Consider the following 14,458-nt stretch of genomic DNA (forward strand, 5'->3'; position numbering starts at 1 on the left):
GGGAGAAGGAGTTCCCTCTCCTTTTAGGAGAGGGTTAGGGAGAGGTCACGGATTCAGTGAGAAATAAACATGAAAAAATATACCGTTGAACAAGGTATCGTTGCACCATTAGACCGTGCCAATGTGGATACAGATTTAATTATTCCAAAACAGTTTTTGAAATCTATTAAGCGTACAGGCTTTGGTGCCAACTTATTTGATGAGTTGCGCTATTTGGATGAAGGCTATTTAGGTCAAGACATTTCAAAACGTCCAATTAACCCAGATTTCGAATTGAATAAACCGCGTTATCAAGGTGCGTCGATTTTGATCTCTCGTGCAAACTTTGGTTGTGGTTCGAGCCGTGAGCATGCGCCTTGGGCATTAGAAGAATATGGTTTCCGTACCGTCATTGCACCAAGCTATGCGGACATTTTCTTTAATAACAGTTTTAAAAATGGCATGTTGCCAGTGATCTTGTCTGAAGAGATCGTCGATCAGTTGTTTAAAGAATGTGCTGCATCTGAAGGCTATCAATTAACCATTGATTTGGCTGCGCAAGAAGTGCGTACACCGAGTGGTGAAGCATTTAAATTTGAAGTCGATCCATTCCGTAAACACTGCTTATTGAATGGCTTGGATGATATCGGTTTAACTTTACAAGCAGCCGATGATATCCGTGCTTATGAAGAAAAAACCAAAGCATCTCGCCCTTGGGTATTTGCAGAAATTAAAGCTTAAGTCAGTGTCACTGTAGAACTTCTTAGTAGTCAGTCGGCTTAAGTCTTGTTAATATCAGGCGAAACAAAATTTATACGTTAGCCAGAATTTATCAGGTTGGGTTCGAAAAATGAAAAAGTTCTTCGGTCAGCTGGTTGTAACGGGAGCGCTGTTTGCAACGCTCTCTGCCTGTCAAAGCTTTGACACGGCACGCATTAAAAATGTGAAAGAAACTGAAAGTACAAACAATAATGCTTTGATTTACTGTGCAGGTACAGCGCACTGTGAATTTGAGCGTTTTGATCAAATACAGGTGGTTGATCCAAATAATCAACGTGTACAACGTGCTGCGATTAAAGCAGGCATTGTACGGTTGAATGGTCGTTCATTGTCTGAACCTAATCCTTTGTATTTGTCTGTACCTACAGGTCAGCATGAAATCGTGATTCGCTATTATCCAATTTCTCAGGAAAAAGCAGAGCGCTTGCATGTCATTCATAACTTTAGGTCCAAACACGAGTACACCTTTAAAATGTACCGTGAGCGTTCAAAAAACAGAGGCAGTTTACTGGATAAATCTGCGCCTGATCCGCTCTGTGTAGACTTAAAGCAAGGTGCAAAAACGATTCGACGTTTCTGCCGACCGTACAATGTCCTCACAGGACTTGGTGAGTTTGTAGAAAAGAAACTTTAAATCTGACTGGTAATCAAGCCAGCGTATAAATGGAAAGACTCATGTCAAAACATATTTTGATTTTACCAGGTGATGGTATTGGTCCTGAAATCGTGAAAGCGGCTGAACAAGTGCTGACACGTGTAAACGAGAAATTCAACTTAGGTTTGACTTGGGAACAAGGTCTTTTAGGTGGTGCAGCGATCGATGCGCACGGTTCACCTTATCCAGATGTAACAGCAGCACAAGCGAAGACTGCTGATGCGATTTTATTGGGTGCAGTGGGTGGTCCTAAGTGGGATACCATTGAGCGTTCAATTCGTCCAGAACGTGGCCTATTAAAAATTCGTTCAGAATTAAATTTATTTGCCAATTTACGTCCAGCAATTCTTTATCCGCAGCTTGCAGATGCGTCGAGCTTAAAACCTGAAATCGTAGCAGGTTTGGATATTTTGATCGTACGTGAGTTAACTGGCGGGATCTATTTCGGTCAACCACGTGGTATTCGTGAACTCGAAAACGGCGAAAAACAAGGTTTCAATACTGACGTATATGCTGAATCTGAAATCAAGCGTATTGCCAAAGTTGCTTTTGAAATGGCGAACTTACGTGGTGGTAAGGTATGTTCAGTGGATAAAGCCAACGTACTAGAAGTGACTGAGCTTTGGAAACAAACTGTAACTGCGTTAAAAGAAGAGCAGTATCCTGAAATTAACTTGTCTCATATGTATGTTGACAATGCTGCCATGCAATTGGTCCGTGCGCCAAAACAGTTTGATGTAATCGTGACAGGTAACTTGTTCGGCGATATCTTGTCTGATGAAGCGGCGATGTTAACCGGTTCTATCGGCATGTTGCCATCGGCTTCTTTAGATGAGAATGGTAAAGGTATGTATGAGCCTTGCCACGGTTCAGCGCCAGACATCGCAGGTCAAAACATTGCGAACCCATTAGCTACAATTCTGTCTGTTGCTATGATGCTACGTTATACCTTCCGTGAAGAAGCGGCGGCAAAAGCGATTGAAGATGCAGTAGGTAATGTCTTAGATCAAGGTTTACGTACAGGTGACATCATGTCAGAAGGCAGTACTCAAGTCGGTACTGTTGAAATGGGTCAAGCTGTAGTTTCTGCATTGAACTAATGGCGAATCAAAAAACGCAGCGTTTATGCTGCGTTTTTTGTGCCTAGAAATTATCAATCCTAGAATTGATGCGCTAACAGGTGCGACCAGTTAATCGGACATCAGTTGCAATATTATGCTTTATGCGAAATTGAATAAGGCAGTTTAACTCAACCTCATAGCGTGTATTTCCACTGGGAATCGGCATGCGCATCGCAGGATTTTCCGCCATCGGTAAAGGAATACTGATCGGGCGCGTAACACGATAACGAAGGTAGTCTGAACTGACCTCTACGGGAGAGGTTCTTTGATAGCCGAGTTTGCTGAGATTAAGTTCTGCTTGAATCGTTTGGCTCGATTGACCAATAAATGAGGCTAAATAGCGTTCACGTTCAACGGAGGATATCGTTGATGTCGTGGTACAACCAGCCAACCATACAATGCTTAGAACGCATCCCATGCTCAATATTGGGCGAATAAAACGCTGATCTTTGTAAACCTGATGTTCTAAAATAAATTCCATGGGTCAGTTCCTCACGAAATAAATTCAGTTTAGTCAGTTCGGTCTGTATAACACTGTAGTCATTTGATACACGGTCATCCGAGCAAGATTAGCCTCTAGGATTCTCATGCAGGATCAACAAGCTCTGCCAACATAGTCAATGGATTCAACTATTTGATTGCGTAATTTGAACTCGATTTTACATTCCATATCGACAGTGACACCACCTTTAGACGGCGTTGGGATAGGGGCGCCCATGGCTATACTGGTGCCGATATTTGGTGTACCAATCGGGATTGGCATCGAGCGTAAAATGGTATAGCTAAGTTTTTCATTGCTTTGTACGGGTGCTCCCATCACTTTATAGCCCAATTGATTCAAGTTGAGCTCTTTATGAACTTGATCAGCTGGCTGTCCAATATAGTGTTGTAGGGATTGATTGAGTTGCTTTTGGCCTGTCGTGGCGCAAGCAACACAAAAGATAGCACCGACTAATCCTAGATGTTTCATATGATTTTATGTCCTTATATTTTGAATTTTATAATCGAATTTTTATGTTTTTAGACTGTAAAGGAAAGCAAATTTGCAGTCAATTTTTATCATTGTATTGAAATAAATACAAAAAAGCCACTGATAAAGTGGCTTTTTCGCTTCGCTAAAACTTAGCGCGCACGGTAAGTGATACGACCCTTAGTCAAATCATAAGGTGTCATTTCTACTTTAACACTGTCGCCAGTCAAAATACGGATATAGTGTTTACGCATTTTGCCAGAGATGTGAGCAATCACTTCATGACCGTTTTCTAAACGTACACGGAACATAGTATTAGGAAGCGTCTCGGTGACAACGCCTTCGAACTCGATGAGTTCCTCTTTATTGGCCATAGCCTACCTGAATGAATAAATTAGCAAGGCGCAAATTATAGTCAATTTTTTTTCAGAATACAAGCCGTAAAAGGCTTTGAACTGATCGACTGTCAGTAAAATAAGCGAACAATTCAGTTAAATATTTTCAACAAAAAATGTGCAGTAACAGTTGTCAGTTTGGTCAATCGCAGTTAATCTAAAATCAATCTTTTTAGGTATAAATGAAGTACATACAAGGAAGGTTCTGGAGTGGGTCAGCTAACTGATGCATCTGTTGTGTTGCGTTTAGGGTATCAAGCGATTCGTCGTGCCGGATTGCCAACAGAAGAAATTTTAACAAAAGCGGGTGTGGCATTAAATCAGGTTGAAACCAATGACCGTACCCCATTGAATGCGCAATTTGCGTTCTGGGTGGCTGCAGAAGAAGTCAGTAAGGATCCTGATATTGGTTTGCATCTGGGAGAGCATTTGCCTTTATATCGAGGGCAGGTGATTGAACACTTATTTATTTCATCTGAGAATTTTGGTGAAGGTTTAAAGCGAGCTTTGGCGTATCAACGCCTAATTAGCGATGCCTTTCATGCACAATTGGTGATTGAATATGACCGCTGCTATTTGACCAATGGTCATCAGCCTTGGGCAGAAAATATCGTGAATCGTCATTTTTCTGAATGCGCGATGTCCGGTGTTTTGCGTTTCTTTAAGTTTATTACTGAAGGGCGTTTTCAGCCGATTTATATCGACTTTAACTTTAGTCAGGGCGCGCCAGATGATGAGTATTTCCGTGTTTATGAATGTCCTGTGAGCTTAGGGCAGAAAGAAACCCGATTGTATTTTGATCCGGCTATTTTAGAGTATCAATTGTGGCAGGCAGAACCTGAGTTATTACAATTGCATGAGCAGTTGGCGATTGAAAAGCTTCAGGAGTTGGCGCGTTATGATTTGGTCGGTGAAGTTCGCCGTGCTATTGGTTCAACGCTTGAAAGCGGTGAAACCACACTCGAAACGGTCGCTGCGCAGCTCAACATTACTCCGCGTCGTTTACGGACTCAGTTGTCAGAAGCCAATACCAGTTTTCAGCAAATTTTGTCAGACTATCGCTGTCGTTTGGCTAAAAAATTATTGGCCAATACCAATGAAAGTGTGGAGCGCATTGTCTACTTAACGGGTTTTTCTGAGCCAAGTACGTTCTATCGCGCATTTAAACGCTGGACCAATGAAACGCCCGTGGAATATCGTAAGCGGAAGCAGCGTTAAGGTTGATCTTCGATAAAATCCTTCCCTAAACAGAATCCCCCTTTTTCAAAGAGGGATTTTCATCTTTAGAATCTGGCAATGGCGGAAATGAAACACCCTCTCTGTGAAAGTGAGGTTGGGAGGGATTGTTTATTCAGGCATATTTAGCCAATGTGGTCCTAACGGAACTTGAGGAAGTTCAAACTGAGCTGGATAGTCTGCATGGATAAAATATAGTCCATCGGGTGGTGCGGTGACACCTGCTGCTTTACGATCTTCAGCAGCAAAAATATCGTCAATATGGTCAACGTCATACATACCTTGCCCAATTTCCAACAAACAGCCCATGATGTTACGCACCATGTGATGTAAAAAACCATCGGCCTGAATATCTAGGACCAAGTAACATCCGTGTTGGATCAGACGGCAATGGCTGACATGACGAACAGGCTGATTGGACTGACAGGCTGCGGCACGGAAGCTTTCGAAATTATGAGTGCCTTCAAATTTGGCCGCGGCACGTTGCATTTTTAGCACATCTAATTTTGCATAAACATGGGTCACTTGCTTGTGCAGTAAAGCTGGTCGCTGTGGATTGTTATAGACCACATAGCGATAACGACGTGCTTGCGCTTTAAAGCGGGCATGGAAGTCCTGATCCATTTCCTTAATCCATTGGATGGAAATATCACGGGGTAATTGGCTATTGCTGCCCATTAACCATCCACGAATGGGACGAATCGCCTGAGTATCGAAATGTGCCACCATATTGGTTGCATGGACGCCCGCATCTGTTCGGCCAGCGCCATGCAACATGATTGGCTCATTGGCCACTTTACTGAGGACGGTTTCAATGGTTTCTTGCACGCTTGGTACGCCCGGTTGCTGAGTTTGCCAGCCCTTGTATTGCATGCCACAAAACTCAATCCCAATCGCAAAACGTTGCATAGTTACCTCAAATGACTTAATCGTTCCAATGCGCAGTCCAGTCTGCGGCACTGCCGTATTGTAAATACATTTTCAAGCATTTGGCATAAAGATCTGCATGACCCAAACAATTGCTCAGTAATATTCCACTGTCTTTGACCCAGTCACTCACAGCATAGCGTTGATCTATACCGCCATGAACAACCTGTGTACTTAAGATAATTTTGCAATTTTTTTGTTGTATGGCTTTCAATACATTGAGTAATTCAGCATCAACGGCAATATTCCCTGTGCCAAAACCTTGCAGAATTAAAACATCTGGCGTGTGTGTAAGCAGGGCGGCTAAATTTTGAATGTGTAGATCAGTTGTTATCGGTTGCCACATCCAATTCAGGCAATTGAAATGAGCCGCTTTGTCTAAATCATTGACTTGAACAATATAAGGCGATGTCAGCATTGAAAGTGGCTGTGTGGCTGGCAGCCCATCAAAGGCTTTCAGATCGGTTGTATGTACTTTTAGTGCGGATTGAGCATGCATCAGTTGATGATGAAAGGCCAAATAAACCCCAACACTGGATTGGTGTACCGATTCCAATGCAAAATTTAAATTGTCGATGGCATCGGTAAATTCACGCGTGTTGTCACCAGCCACATTAAACAGCGGATATTGGCTGCCTGTAAGCACGATATGAGCAGAATGTGCCATAAAGTGTGCAAGTACTGCGCTGGCATAGCTAAGCGTGTCTGTGCCATGAATAATTACGAAATGCTGAAATTGTTGTAATTGTAAACTTTGAATTTGTTGGATCAGTGCTAGCCAGTCGGGTGCAGTACAAGCACTACTGTCACGAATGACAGGTGCAACAAAACATTCAATGTTTAGGTGTAGTGGCAGCACATGCTGTAATTTAGGTAAAAACGCATTCGCTGGCATGGGGCTTAATGGTTCACCGATACAACCGAAGGTACCACCCATATAAATAAGAGCAATTTTTTTCATCATAAAAAAAGCAGCCTTGAAAGACTGCTTTAGTTTAAATCGCTTTTGCTTAAGATGCGATTTGATTCAGTAACTGATCTGCTTGTTGACGTTGAGATGAAGAAAACTCAGCCTCTTTTTCAGTTAAAATTTCACGTGCAGCGTCATAAGCACCCAGTTTGATGTATTGCGCTGCCAATTCAAGATTCAATTCAATTTCATTGACTTCAACCAGTTCAGGGAATGATTGAACCAATGGATCATTTTGGTCTGTAGCAGATGGGGTTGACGGTGTGCCTAAACCGCTAATGTCAAAACTCACACCACTTGAAGCAGGTGCGGCAGGTTTATCTTCAGGCGTAGACTCAAGGTTAATCTCTGTTGCAGGAGCGACAACCGCGTCTTCTGTTTTTGCTGTTTCAAAAGCACCTAAGTCAAAGTTTAAGGTTGGAGCTTCAACTTTGTTTTCTTCTACAACCGATGTTTCTGTTGTAAATGAAAAATCTAAAGGCTCGATTTTTTCTTCTACAGTTTCTGTTTTGGTTTCAGCCGCAGCTTCAGTGCTTGGGGCAAAGTCCATTACAAAATCAATCGGTTTGATTTCTTCAACGGCAGGAGATGGCTGAGCAATCTCTTCAGTTTTCGGTGTTGCTTCAAGTGCAGGTTCTGGTGAAATTGAAAGCGTGTCAAATTCAAGCGTCTGTATTTTTTCAGCAGGCGCACTTTCAACTGGGGTTGAAATGTCTGCTTTTGCTGGCGTTTCAGTGGTGAAATTAAAATCTAGAGGTTTAATTTCTGCTGCTTTGGGTTCAACAGGTGCAGCAGTTGAACTTTGCATTAAAGCATCAAAATCAGAGGTATTTTGAGCTTTTGATGGAACCTCTTCAGTGATTGGTGATACAAAGTTAATGGCATCATCTTTCACATTTTGAGAATTTTCAAACTCTACTTTTTTTGCTTCAGCTTGTTCTAAAATTTCATCGAGTTCAAGTGAACGAATATGGCTCAGCAATTGGCTGATGGCAAATTCGTCTTTTTGTAAAATGTGAATATCTAAGAGATATAGATACAACTCATGTTGTGAGTTATCACGTTTTAATGATTGATTGATTTGCGCTTCAGCAGAAAAGAAATTACGTTCCGCAATTAATTTTTCAATTTTGCCACGAGCATCGGTCGTTAATGGCGTCATTGATTTTTTTTCAATGAAACTGCTTTCAACCACTTGAGTTTTCTTCGGAGTCGCTTTGGCCGAAACACCCGTTTTCTTGGTTTTAGTGGATGTCGGTTTGGCTTTATCTGATTCTTGATCTTTTTGGCGTTTGTTTAAAAAAACCAATACGATCACTAAGATCACTAATGGAATCACATAAATCAGCATGTTTTAACCCCTTGGAGATAGAGCGATATAAAGTTGCACTCATCCCTATAAAATCTTGATTGGTAACGTTTTAGTTTATTGGCTTCTTTTATCTGCTTGTTGAGCTTTCAACTGTTGTTGCAGTTGAGCAAGACGAGCATTTAATAATTGAATTCTGTGATCCTTTTGATTTAGCGCCAATTCTAATTGAGTTACGTTTCTCTGTAATTTAACGGTTTTTTCACGAGATGTCATAACTTTTAATGACAACTCTTTCGAAGTTTTATTCTTTTCTGCCGCACTGTTGGCAGAAGATTGTGCCGAATCTTGCGCTTTCTCTGCAACCAGACTCATTTCAGCTTGATTCAAACGGTATTTGGTTTTGCCTGACTGCTTCGAAGGCACTTTGGCAAGTTCTGCCGCAGAGACTTTTACAGGCTGTTTTGCTTGCTGCATACCATGCAGATTTAATGCCGCACCACGGCGCAGACGGTTTACGTCGCCCTGAATGAATGCATGTTCGTTGCTGTTTTTAATCTGTTGCATGACTTCAGAGACAGGGCGGTTTTGTTCTGTCGCAATACGTGAGGCAATCCCCCAAAGGCTTTCATTTGAGCGAACCACATATTTTGCCGCAGGTGTTGCTGTTGATGCAGCTGCAGTACTTGTTGGTTTTGGTGTAGATGCTGTTTGAGTTGTCGTTGTTGGATTTTCACGTTTTTGTGCTGCCTGCTCCGCAGCAAATTTTTGTGCCAATGGGTCTTGAGATCTTGCAGTTGATGCTGTTGCAGTTTGTGTGGCTTGCATTTCTGAACTGACAGAGCCGGTCGAATTGGTTTTTGTAACTTTCGAAATTGATGTTTCAGAACCTGATGAAGTACTTGCGCTATTTTGCTCCGCAGGCGTAACACTATAATTTTGTACATGCGTGACAGGTTCAATCGCAACAGGCGTTGACGTTGCTAACTGTGGAGGTGCTTTGGTACTGAGTAATAAGGGTTGTTCTGCAGCTACGGGTGCTTTTGCGGTATACAGTGTGCTGACAGGTAAATTTAAGGCAATTTCTTTTTCATTTACAATCACGACAGGTGTTAAAGCACGCTCATTGGCACGGGTTTGAGTCGCATTTGACGGCGCTGGATTGCGTTTTAATGGGGTACGAATTTGTTGCAGGCGTGAAGCATTCCCTTCTTTAATATTAACAATAAAATTAAGTTCTGCATCGGTTACTGGACGCGAAGAGGTAATGGTAATTACCCCATTGCCCGCACCATCACGACGCGTAAAGAAGTTTAAATGCCCCGGTGGTTGATGCCCTGTACCCATACTCAACAAATCTTCTGCCGTGGCTAAACTTGCATCGAGCGGCACAGATGTATTTGAGTGGCGAAAATGAATCTCAGCGTACAGCAATTCCCCGGGTGCTGACTGGACTTGTACAGGATCAATGCTGATCGCTTGAATGTTTTGAGATGCAATAACGGCTAAAATGGCGATCTTTAATTTGTTATATACGGTCATCTTAATCTTTAGCTCGAATATATGTCGCATGGCGAAAATTATAGATTAGCGAGTTGTCAAAGAATTGTAAAATATTTACACGACAGTTACATAAAAAAGCCGATCAATTGTGATCGGCTTCCTGTTCAGAGACTTAAAAATGCTTAAGCATTTTTATAATCAATGAGAATTCTTAGCATACGACGTAAAGGTTCAGCAGCACCCCAAAGCAATTGGTCACCTACAGTGAATGCACCTAGGTATTCTTTACCCATGTTGAGCTTACGGAGACGACCAACTGGAACAGACAAGGTGCCTGTTACAGCAACAGGAGTCAAATCAGTCATTGACGCTTCACGGGTATTTGGAACCACTTTAGACCAATCGTTGGCACTTGCGATAATATCTTCGATTTCATCCAGTGGAACATCTTTACGAAGTTTTAAAGTCAATGCTTGTGAGTGACAACGCATTGCACCAATACGGACACAGTGTCCATCGATTGGAACGATTTGCTGGTTGCCTAAGATCTTGTTGGTTTCAACTTGACCTTTCCATTCTTCTTTCGACTGACCGCTTTCAAGCTGTTTGTCGATATAAGGAATGAGAGAACCCGCTAAAGGCACACCGAAGTTTGCAGATGGGAAACCTTCGCCACGTTGTAACTGTGCAATTTTAGAATCGATATCTAAAATTGGTGAACGTGGGTCATCCAGCAAGTCTTTGGTATTGTTGTACAAGTAGCCCATACCTGAAATCAGTTCACGCATGTTTTGCGCGCCTGCACCAGATGCTGCTTGATAAGTCATTGAGGTTGCCCATTCCACTAAATTATTTTGGAATAGACCGCCTAAACCCATTAACATTAATGAAACGGTACAGTTACCGCCCACGAATGTTTTTGTACCTTTTACTAAGCCGTCTTTGATTACGTTCATGTTTACTGGGTCAAGTACGATGATTGCTTCATCGTCCATACGTAAAGTCGATGCAGCATCGATCCAGTAACCATTCCAGTTTTCAGCTTTAAGCTTAGGAAAAACTTCAGTCGTATAATCGCCACCTTGGCAGGTGATAATGACATCCATTTGCTTCAGACTATCAATGTCCGTTGCATCCATAAGTGCTGGGGCAGTCTTACCACCAAACGCAGGGGCTTCACCACCTGCATTACTGGTAGAAAAGTAAAACGGTTCGAAATGAGCGAAATCGTTTTCTTCAACCATACGTTGCATAAGGACGGAACCAACCATCCCGCGCCAACCGACCAGACCTACTTTCATGTCACTTTGCCTCGGTGCGTTAAAAAAATAAAAAGGGGGTTCGAGTGTACCAAAAGGGCGCATAACTGCAAGCGCTACATAATGAAAACACCAATAATATTGTGCAATATATCTTGTTTATGTTACATGCAAAACTGATATAAATTTATGAATCAATAAAAAATAAAGAATATAAGGGAGGCGTAATGATTTGGATTGAAATACTGGCTGGCTTCGTCATTTGGTTGACATTTTGGTCACTCATACCACGAGATGAATGGTGGTTTCGTGGTGCAGATTTTCCGCGTCTGCAAATCTTGGCTTTGGGCATATTTGCCTTCATAGGCTTAATTTTATGGAATGCTGAATGGGACTTGGCGCGTGAAATCATTTTAATTGGGTTGATTGCTGCCTTGGCATATCAATTAAAAATGGTTTTGCCTTATACCTTTATTTGGAAAAAACAAGTCAAAAAAGTTCGATCAGACCAGTTAGATAAACAGAAACAAATTTCAATCATTGTCTCAAATGTACTTACGCCGAATACTCAATATCACTTATTATTGGCACAAATACAAAAGCATCAACCTGACTTAGTACTCACGCTAGAAACCGATCAAACTTGGCAAAATGAATTGGCAGTGATTGAAGCTGATTATCCTTATCGCGTACCCGTACCTTTGGATAATTTGTATGGGATGCATTTGTATAGCAAGTTAGAACTTAGTGAAACTGAAGTCAAATTTATTCTCAGTGATGAAATTCCTTCGATCCATACCCGAGTCACCTTAGCATCAGGAAATCAGGTTCAACTGTATTGTTTACATCCCAAACCGCCAAGTCCAACAGAAGCCAAAGATTCAACTTTACGCGATGCAGAATTGCTGATTGTGGGCGATCAGATTAAAGATTTAGATGAAAGTTGCATCGTTATGGGGGACCTGAATGATGTGGCATGGTCACGTACTACACGACTCTTTCAACGAATCAGTGGGCTTTTAGACCCGCGTGTTGGACGTCATTTCGTAAATACCTTTCATGCCAATTATCCACTGCTGCGTTGGTCGCTCGACCATATTTTTCATAGTACAGATTTTGCCTTGGTACATATGGAACGCTTGCCCAATATCGGTTCAGACCATTTTCCAGTCTATGTGGTGCTGCAAACAGGCAGGGTATTTGAGCAAATCCAAGAAGAATTAGAGCAAACAGATGAAGATGAACAAGAAGCGCAAGAGGCAATTCAGGAGGGTATAGAAAAAGCTGAGAAAGAGGAGAAGATTGTGACCGATGAAATCGCCCGTGATTATAAGGATGGTACGAAGATACCTTGATTTTGTTTGATTTAAGAGAAAAGTGTAAGAAATAGCTTACACAGCTTTCGGCTTCTGACGAATGGTCAGGTCAAGTGTATTGACTTATTCTTTGATCATCGGCACATGGAACTGGGAACGGAACATCCCACTAAGGAAGACGAAGCCGATGGAAGCATCACGGAACAGATGCAGGAAAGGAAAGCCAATAAAAAAATAAAAAGAATACTTGTGAAAGCACAACCTCATAGACCCGAGTTTTGCAGGATGCAGAACTCGGGTTTTGCTTTTGTGATATACATATTTTTGCTTTTCTTATGATCAATTTCTTTATACAGTGTGCCAAGAAAAAAGAGATGAATTTCCAATAAATATAAGTACGAGGCATTCTATGCTGTCCGAATGGCACCAGAAAATATTGCAGATTACACACTTATCGACAGATGCACTTTCCATTTATCTTGGCTTAATCCTGTTCTTTTTTGTGGCCTTTTGCCACCACCGCCAATTGAAATCACATTATGCGATTTGGACCGTTGTGGTCGTCGCAGTGGGATTGGAATTGTTTAATGCACGCCATGATATTTTAGATAGAGGTTATTGGCGTATAGGGCAAAGTTTGAAATATATTCTGAATGTCATGTTGTTGCCGCTAATCCTTTGGTTGATGTCCCGATACCGTGTATGGAAGGGCTAAGTGGAAGCCCGAAATTGAAGGGCGAAATGGAAGGATTAAATCGCCAGTTAAAAAATCCTAATAGAAAAAAAGATATTGTGAAATGCACAATATCTTTTCTAGATGATGATTGAGTTGCCGAATTAAAAATATTTTCCGAGCTTCATCCTGAGCAGCAAAGATCTATGGCGTGTAGTCAATCAAGCTGAATGCTGAGAGACCACTTGCGTATACAACTCCAAAGTCTGATCACACATCTCTTTTAAACTAAACATGCTGATAGGCTGCACGTGTTGTGGTTGGTCTAAATGCAACTTTAAGGTGTCGAGTAATTGTGTTTCATTATCGACAGTGACTAAACCTTGCGGATAGACATTGGATAAAATTTCAGCTACACCACCACGGTTCCAACCAATCACAGGTGTACCTACAGACAGTGCTTCGAGTACAGTCCGTCCAAAGGTTTCCGCTTGGCTCGACAAAGATAAAACCAAATCGCTAAAAGCTAACCATTCACGGATATCTGAACGATGACCGACAAAAGTAATCCGATCACTCAGCCCTTTAGCCGCAATACTGTCTTGCATTTCTTGTAAATAAGCCGCTTTTTTCGGATCTGCACCACCGACCACCACCGCATGTACGTCGGGATACTGTGTTTGTAGCTGTTCCATTAAATGGATCAGGGTTTCATGACCTTTCAAACGGGTGATACGGCCTGGTAAGCAAATCAGACGCTTATTTTCTAGTTCAGGGAAATCTTTTAGGGTTTGATTGAGCCACTGTGCTGAGGGTTGATAACCATGTGGAAAAGCAGCGGGGTCAATGCCACGATAAATACGCACAATGTCCTTGGTAGGACAGTTTTTGTAGTTGTCCGTGATGTATTTGACAACACTATCCGAGACCGCAATGACTTTTTCAGCCTGCGTCATGATTTGACTATAGCGATTAATCGAATAAAAACCATGTACAGTTGAAATCAGGTGAGGTCGCTTGTTTGCAGGAATCCCTTTGAGGGCAAAATGCGTGAGCCACGCAGGGACACGTGAGCGCACATGCACTATGTCTGGTTGATGTTGCTCAATCAGTTTACGTAGAGGACGAATTTGCCATAAGCTTGATAAGGCTTTTTTATGGATTGCGAGCGTGAGGTGAGTTGAACCTTCAGCTTCCAATTGAGTTACCATGCGACCACCATTTGAAACCACTAAGGACTCATGACCGGCGGTCACTAAAGCACGAGCTATTTCTAAGGTTCCTCGCTCGACACCACCACTGTTCAATTCAGGTAAAAGCTGCATTACTTTCATAGCATTTCTCTTTTTTATGTGCTGAGTTGAA

At 41.9% G+C, this 14,458-nt stretch carries 15 protein-coding genes; 6 read left to right on the forward strand and 9 right to left on the reverse strand.

Translation table 11 applies throughout. From position 1 onward, the window contains the following. Positions 1-69 precede the first annotated feature (69 nt). The 3 genes from leuD (at position 70) to leuB (ending at position 2,514) form a co-directional block, all read left to right on the forward strand. Positions 70-720 (forward strand): 3-isopropylmalate dehydratase small subunit, encoded by a 651-nt coding sequence (leuD, locus tag FTU22_RS04810; RefSeq protein WP_180093262.1) that lies wholly within the window; start codon positions 70-72, stop codon positions 718-720. Between the two features lie 109 nt (positions 721-829). After that, entirely contained in the window at positions 830-1,393 is a 564-nt protein-coding gene (locus FTU22_RS04815; RefSeq protein WP_111884086.1) for a hypothetical protein, read from the forward strand. Between the two features lie 41 nt (positions 1,394-1,434). Beyond that, on the forward strand, positions 1,435-2,514 hold the full coding sequence (leuB, locus tag FTU22_RS04820; protein WP_078189719.1) for a 3-isopropylmalate dehydrogenase: 1,080 nt from the start codon (positions 1,435-1,437) through the stop codon (positions 2,512-2,514). Positions 2,515-2,587: 73 nt separating this feature from the next. Here the strand turns inward: leuB and FTU22_RS04825 are convergent, their stop codons facing one another. The 3 genes from FTU22_RS04825 to infA form a co-directional block, all read right to left on the reverse strand. Continuing rightward, on the reverse strand, positions 2,588-3,016 hold the full coding sequence (locus FTU22_RS04825; protein WP_257225884.1) for a hypothetical protein: 429 nt from the start codon (positions 3,014-3,016) through the stop codon (positions 2,588-2,590). A gap of 114 nt (positions 3,017-3,130) precedes the next feature. Further along, the gene (locus FTU22_RS04830; protein ID WP_180093264.1) at positions 3,131-3,505 is read right to left on the reverse strand and encodes a hypothetical protein; all 375 of its coding nucleotides are present in this window, start codon (positions 3,503-3,505) and stop codon (positions 3,131-3,133) included. Positions 3,506-3,657: 152 nt separating this feature from the next. Next, complete coding sequence (gene infA / locus FTU22_RS04835; RefSeq protein WP_001284370.1) at positions 3,658-3,879, reverse strand: translation initiation factor IF-1; 222 nt, start codon at positions 3,877-3,879, stop codon at positions 3,658-3,660. Between the two features lie 231 nt (positions 3,880-4,110). On the opposite strand from infA, the gene FTU22_RS04840 reads away from it, so the two are divergent. Continuing rightward, on the forward strand, positions 4,111-5,118 hold the full coding sequence (locus FTU22_RS04840; RefSeq protein ID WP_180093265.1) for an AraC family transcriptional regulator: 1,008 nt from the start codon (positions 4,111-4,113) through the stop codon (positions 5,116-5,118). A gap of 129 nt (positions 5,119-5,247) precedes the next feature. Here FTU22_RS04840 and truA read toward each other — a convergent pair whose 3' ends face one another. The 5 genes from truA to asd form a co-directional block, all read right to left on the reverse strand. Further along, a complete protein-coding gene (truA, locus tag FTU22_RS04845) occupies positions 5,248-6,045 on the reverse strand; it encodes a tRNA pseudouridine(38-40) synthase TruA (RefSeq protein WP_078189716.1) in 798 nt (265 codons plus the stop codon). A 16-nt stretch (positions 6,046-6,061) separates the two neighbouring features. Then, entirely contained in the window at positions 6,062-7,024 is a 963-nt protein-coding gene (locus tag FTU22_RS04850; RefSeq protein ID WP_180093434.1) for an asparaginase domain-containing protein, read from the reverse strand. Positions 7,025-7,073: 49 nt separating this feature from the next. Beyond that, positions 7,074-8,384 (reverse strand): fimbrial protein FimV, encoded by a 1,311-nt coding sequence (locus tag FTU22_RS04855; RefSeq protein ID WP_180093267.1) that lies wholly within the window; start codon positions 8,382-8,384, stop codon positions 7,074-7,076. 75 nt (positions 8,385-8,459) lie between these two features. Then, positions 8,460-9,884, reverse strand: coding sequence for a hypothetical protein (locus tag FTU22_RS04860; protein ID WP_180093269.1), 1,425 nt, complete (start codon positions 9,882-9,884; stop codon positions 8,460-8,462). A 143-nt stretch (positions 9,885-10,027) separates the two neighbouring features. After that, positions 10,028-11,146, reverse strand: coding sequence for an aspartate-semialdehyde dehydrogenase (gene asd / locus FTU22_RS04865; protein ID WP_180005293.1), 1,119 nt, complete (start codon positions 11,144-11,146; stop codon positions 10,028-10,030). Between the two features lie 185 nt (positions 11,147-11,331). Between asd and FTU22_RS04870 the strand changes: the two genes are divergently transcribed. Next, complete coding sequence (locus FTU22_RS04870) at positions 11,332-12,459, forward strand: endonuclease/exonuclease/phosphatase family protein (protein WP_180093271.1); 1,128 nt, start codon at positions 11,332-11,334, stop codon at positions 12,457-12,459. 370 nt (positions 12,460-12,829) lie between these two features. After that, complete coding sequence (locus tag FTU22_RS04875; protein ID WP_180024471.1) at positions 12,830-13,135, forward strand: hypothetical protein; 306 nt, start codon at positions 12,830-12,832, stop codon at positions 13,133-13,135. Positions 13,136-13,314: 179 nt separating this feature from the next. On the opposite strand, the gene FTU22_RS04880 is transcribed toward FTU22_RS04875, so the two are convergent. After that, on the reverse strand, positions 13,315-14,427 hold the full coding sequence (locus FTU22_RS04880) for a glycosyltransferase family 4 protein (protein ID WP_180093273.1): 1,113 nt from the start codon (positions 14,425-14,427) through the stop codon (positions 13,315-13,317). Between the last annotated feature and the right edge of the window lie 31 nt (positions 14,428-14,458).

The organism is Acinetobacter sp. YH12076 (assembly GCF_013419525.1).
GTDB lineage: Bacteria > Pseudomonadota > Gammaproteobacteria > Pseudomonadales > Moraxellaceae > Acinetobacter > Acinetobacter amyesii.

Coding starts and splice junctions, on each gene's coding strand:
- FTU22_RS04855 (WP_180093267.1), bottom strand. CDS start 8,384: ATGCTGATTTATGTGATTCCATTAGTGATCTTAGTGATCGTATTGGTT.
- FTU22_RS04880 (WP_180093273.1), bottom strand. CDS start 14,427: ATGAAAGTAATGCAGCTTTTACCTGAATTGAACAGTGGTGGTGTCGAG.
- asd (WP_180005293.1), bottom strand. CDS start 11,146: ATGAAAGTAGGTCTGGTCGGTTGGCGCGGGATGGTTGGTTCCGTCCTT.
- truA (WP_078189716.1), bottom strand. CDS start 6,045: ATGCAACGTTTTGCGATTGGGATTGAGTTTTGTGGCATGCAATACAAG.
- FTU22_RS04875 (WP_180024471.1), top strand. CDS start 12,830: ATGCTGTCCGAATGGCACCAGAAAATATTGCAGATTACACACTTATCG.
- FTU22_RS04860 (WP_180093269.1), bottom strand. CDS start 9,884: ATGACCGTATATAACAAATTAAAGATCGCCATTTTAGCCGTTATTGCA.
- infA (WP_001284370.1), bottom strand. CDS start 3,879: ATGGCCAATAAAGAGGAACTCATCGAGTTCGAAGGCGTTGTCACCGAG.
- leuB (WP_078189719.1), top strand. CDS start 1,435: ATGTCAAAACATATTTTGATTTTACCAGGTGATGGTATTGGTCCTGAA.
- FTU22_RS04815 (WP_111884086.1), top strand. CDS start 830: ATGAAAAAGTTCTTCGGTCAGCTGGTTGTAACGGGAGCGCTGTTTGCA.
- leuD (WP_180093262.1), top strand. CDS start 70: ATGAAAAAATATACCGTTGAACAAGGTATCGTTGCACCATTAGACCGT.
- FTU22_RS04825 (WP_257225884.1), bottom strand. CDS start 3,016: ATGGAATTTATTTTAGAACATCAGGTTTACAAAGATCAGCGTTTTATT.
- FTU22_RS04870 (WP_180093271.1), top strand. CDS start 11,332: ATGATTTGGATTGAAATACTGGCTGGCTTCGTCATTTGGTTGACATTT.
- FTU22_RS04850 (WP_180093434.1), bottom strand. CDS start 7,024: ATGAAAAAAATTGCTCTTATTTATATGGGTGGTACCTTCGGTTGTATC.
- FTU22_RS04830 (WP_180093264.1), bottom strand. CDS start 3,505: ATGAAACATCTAGGATTAGTCGGTGCTATCTTTTGTGTTGCTTGCGCC.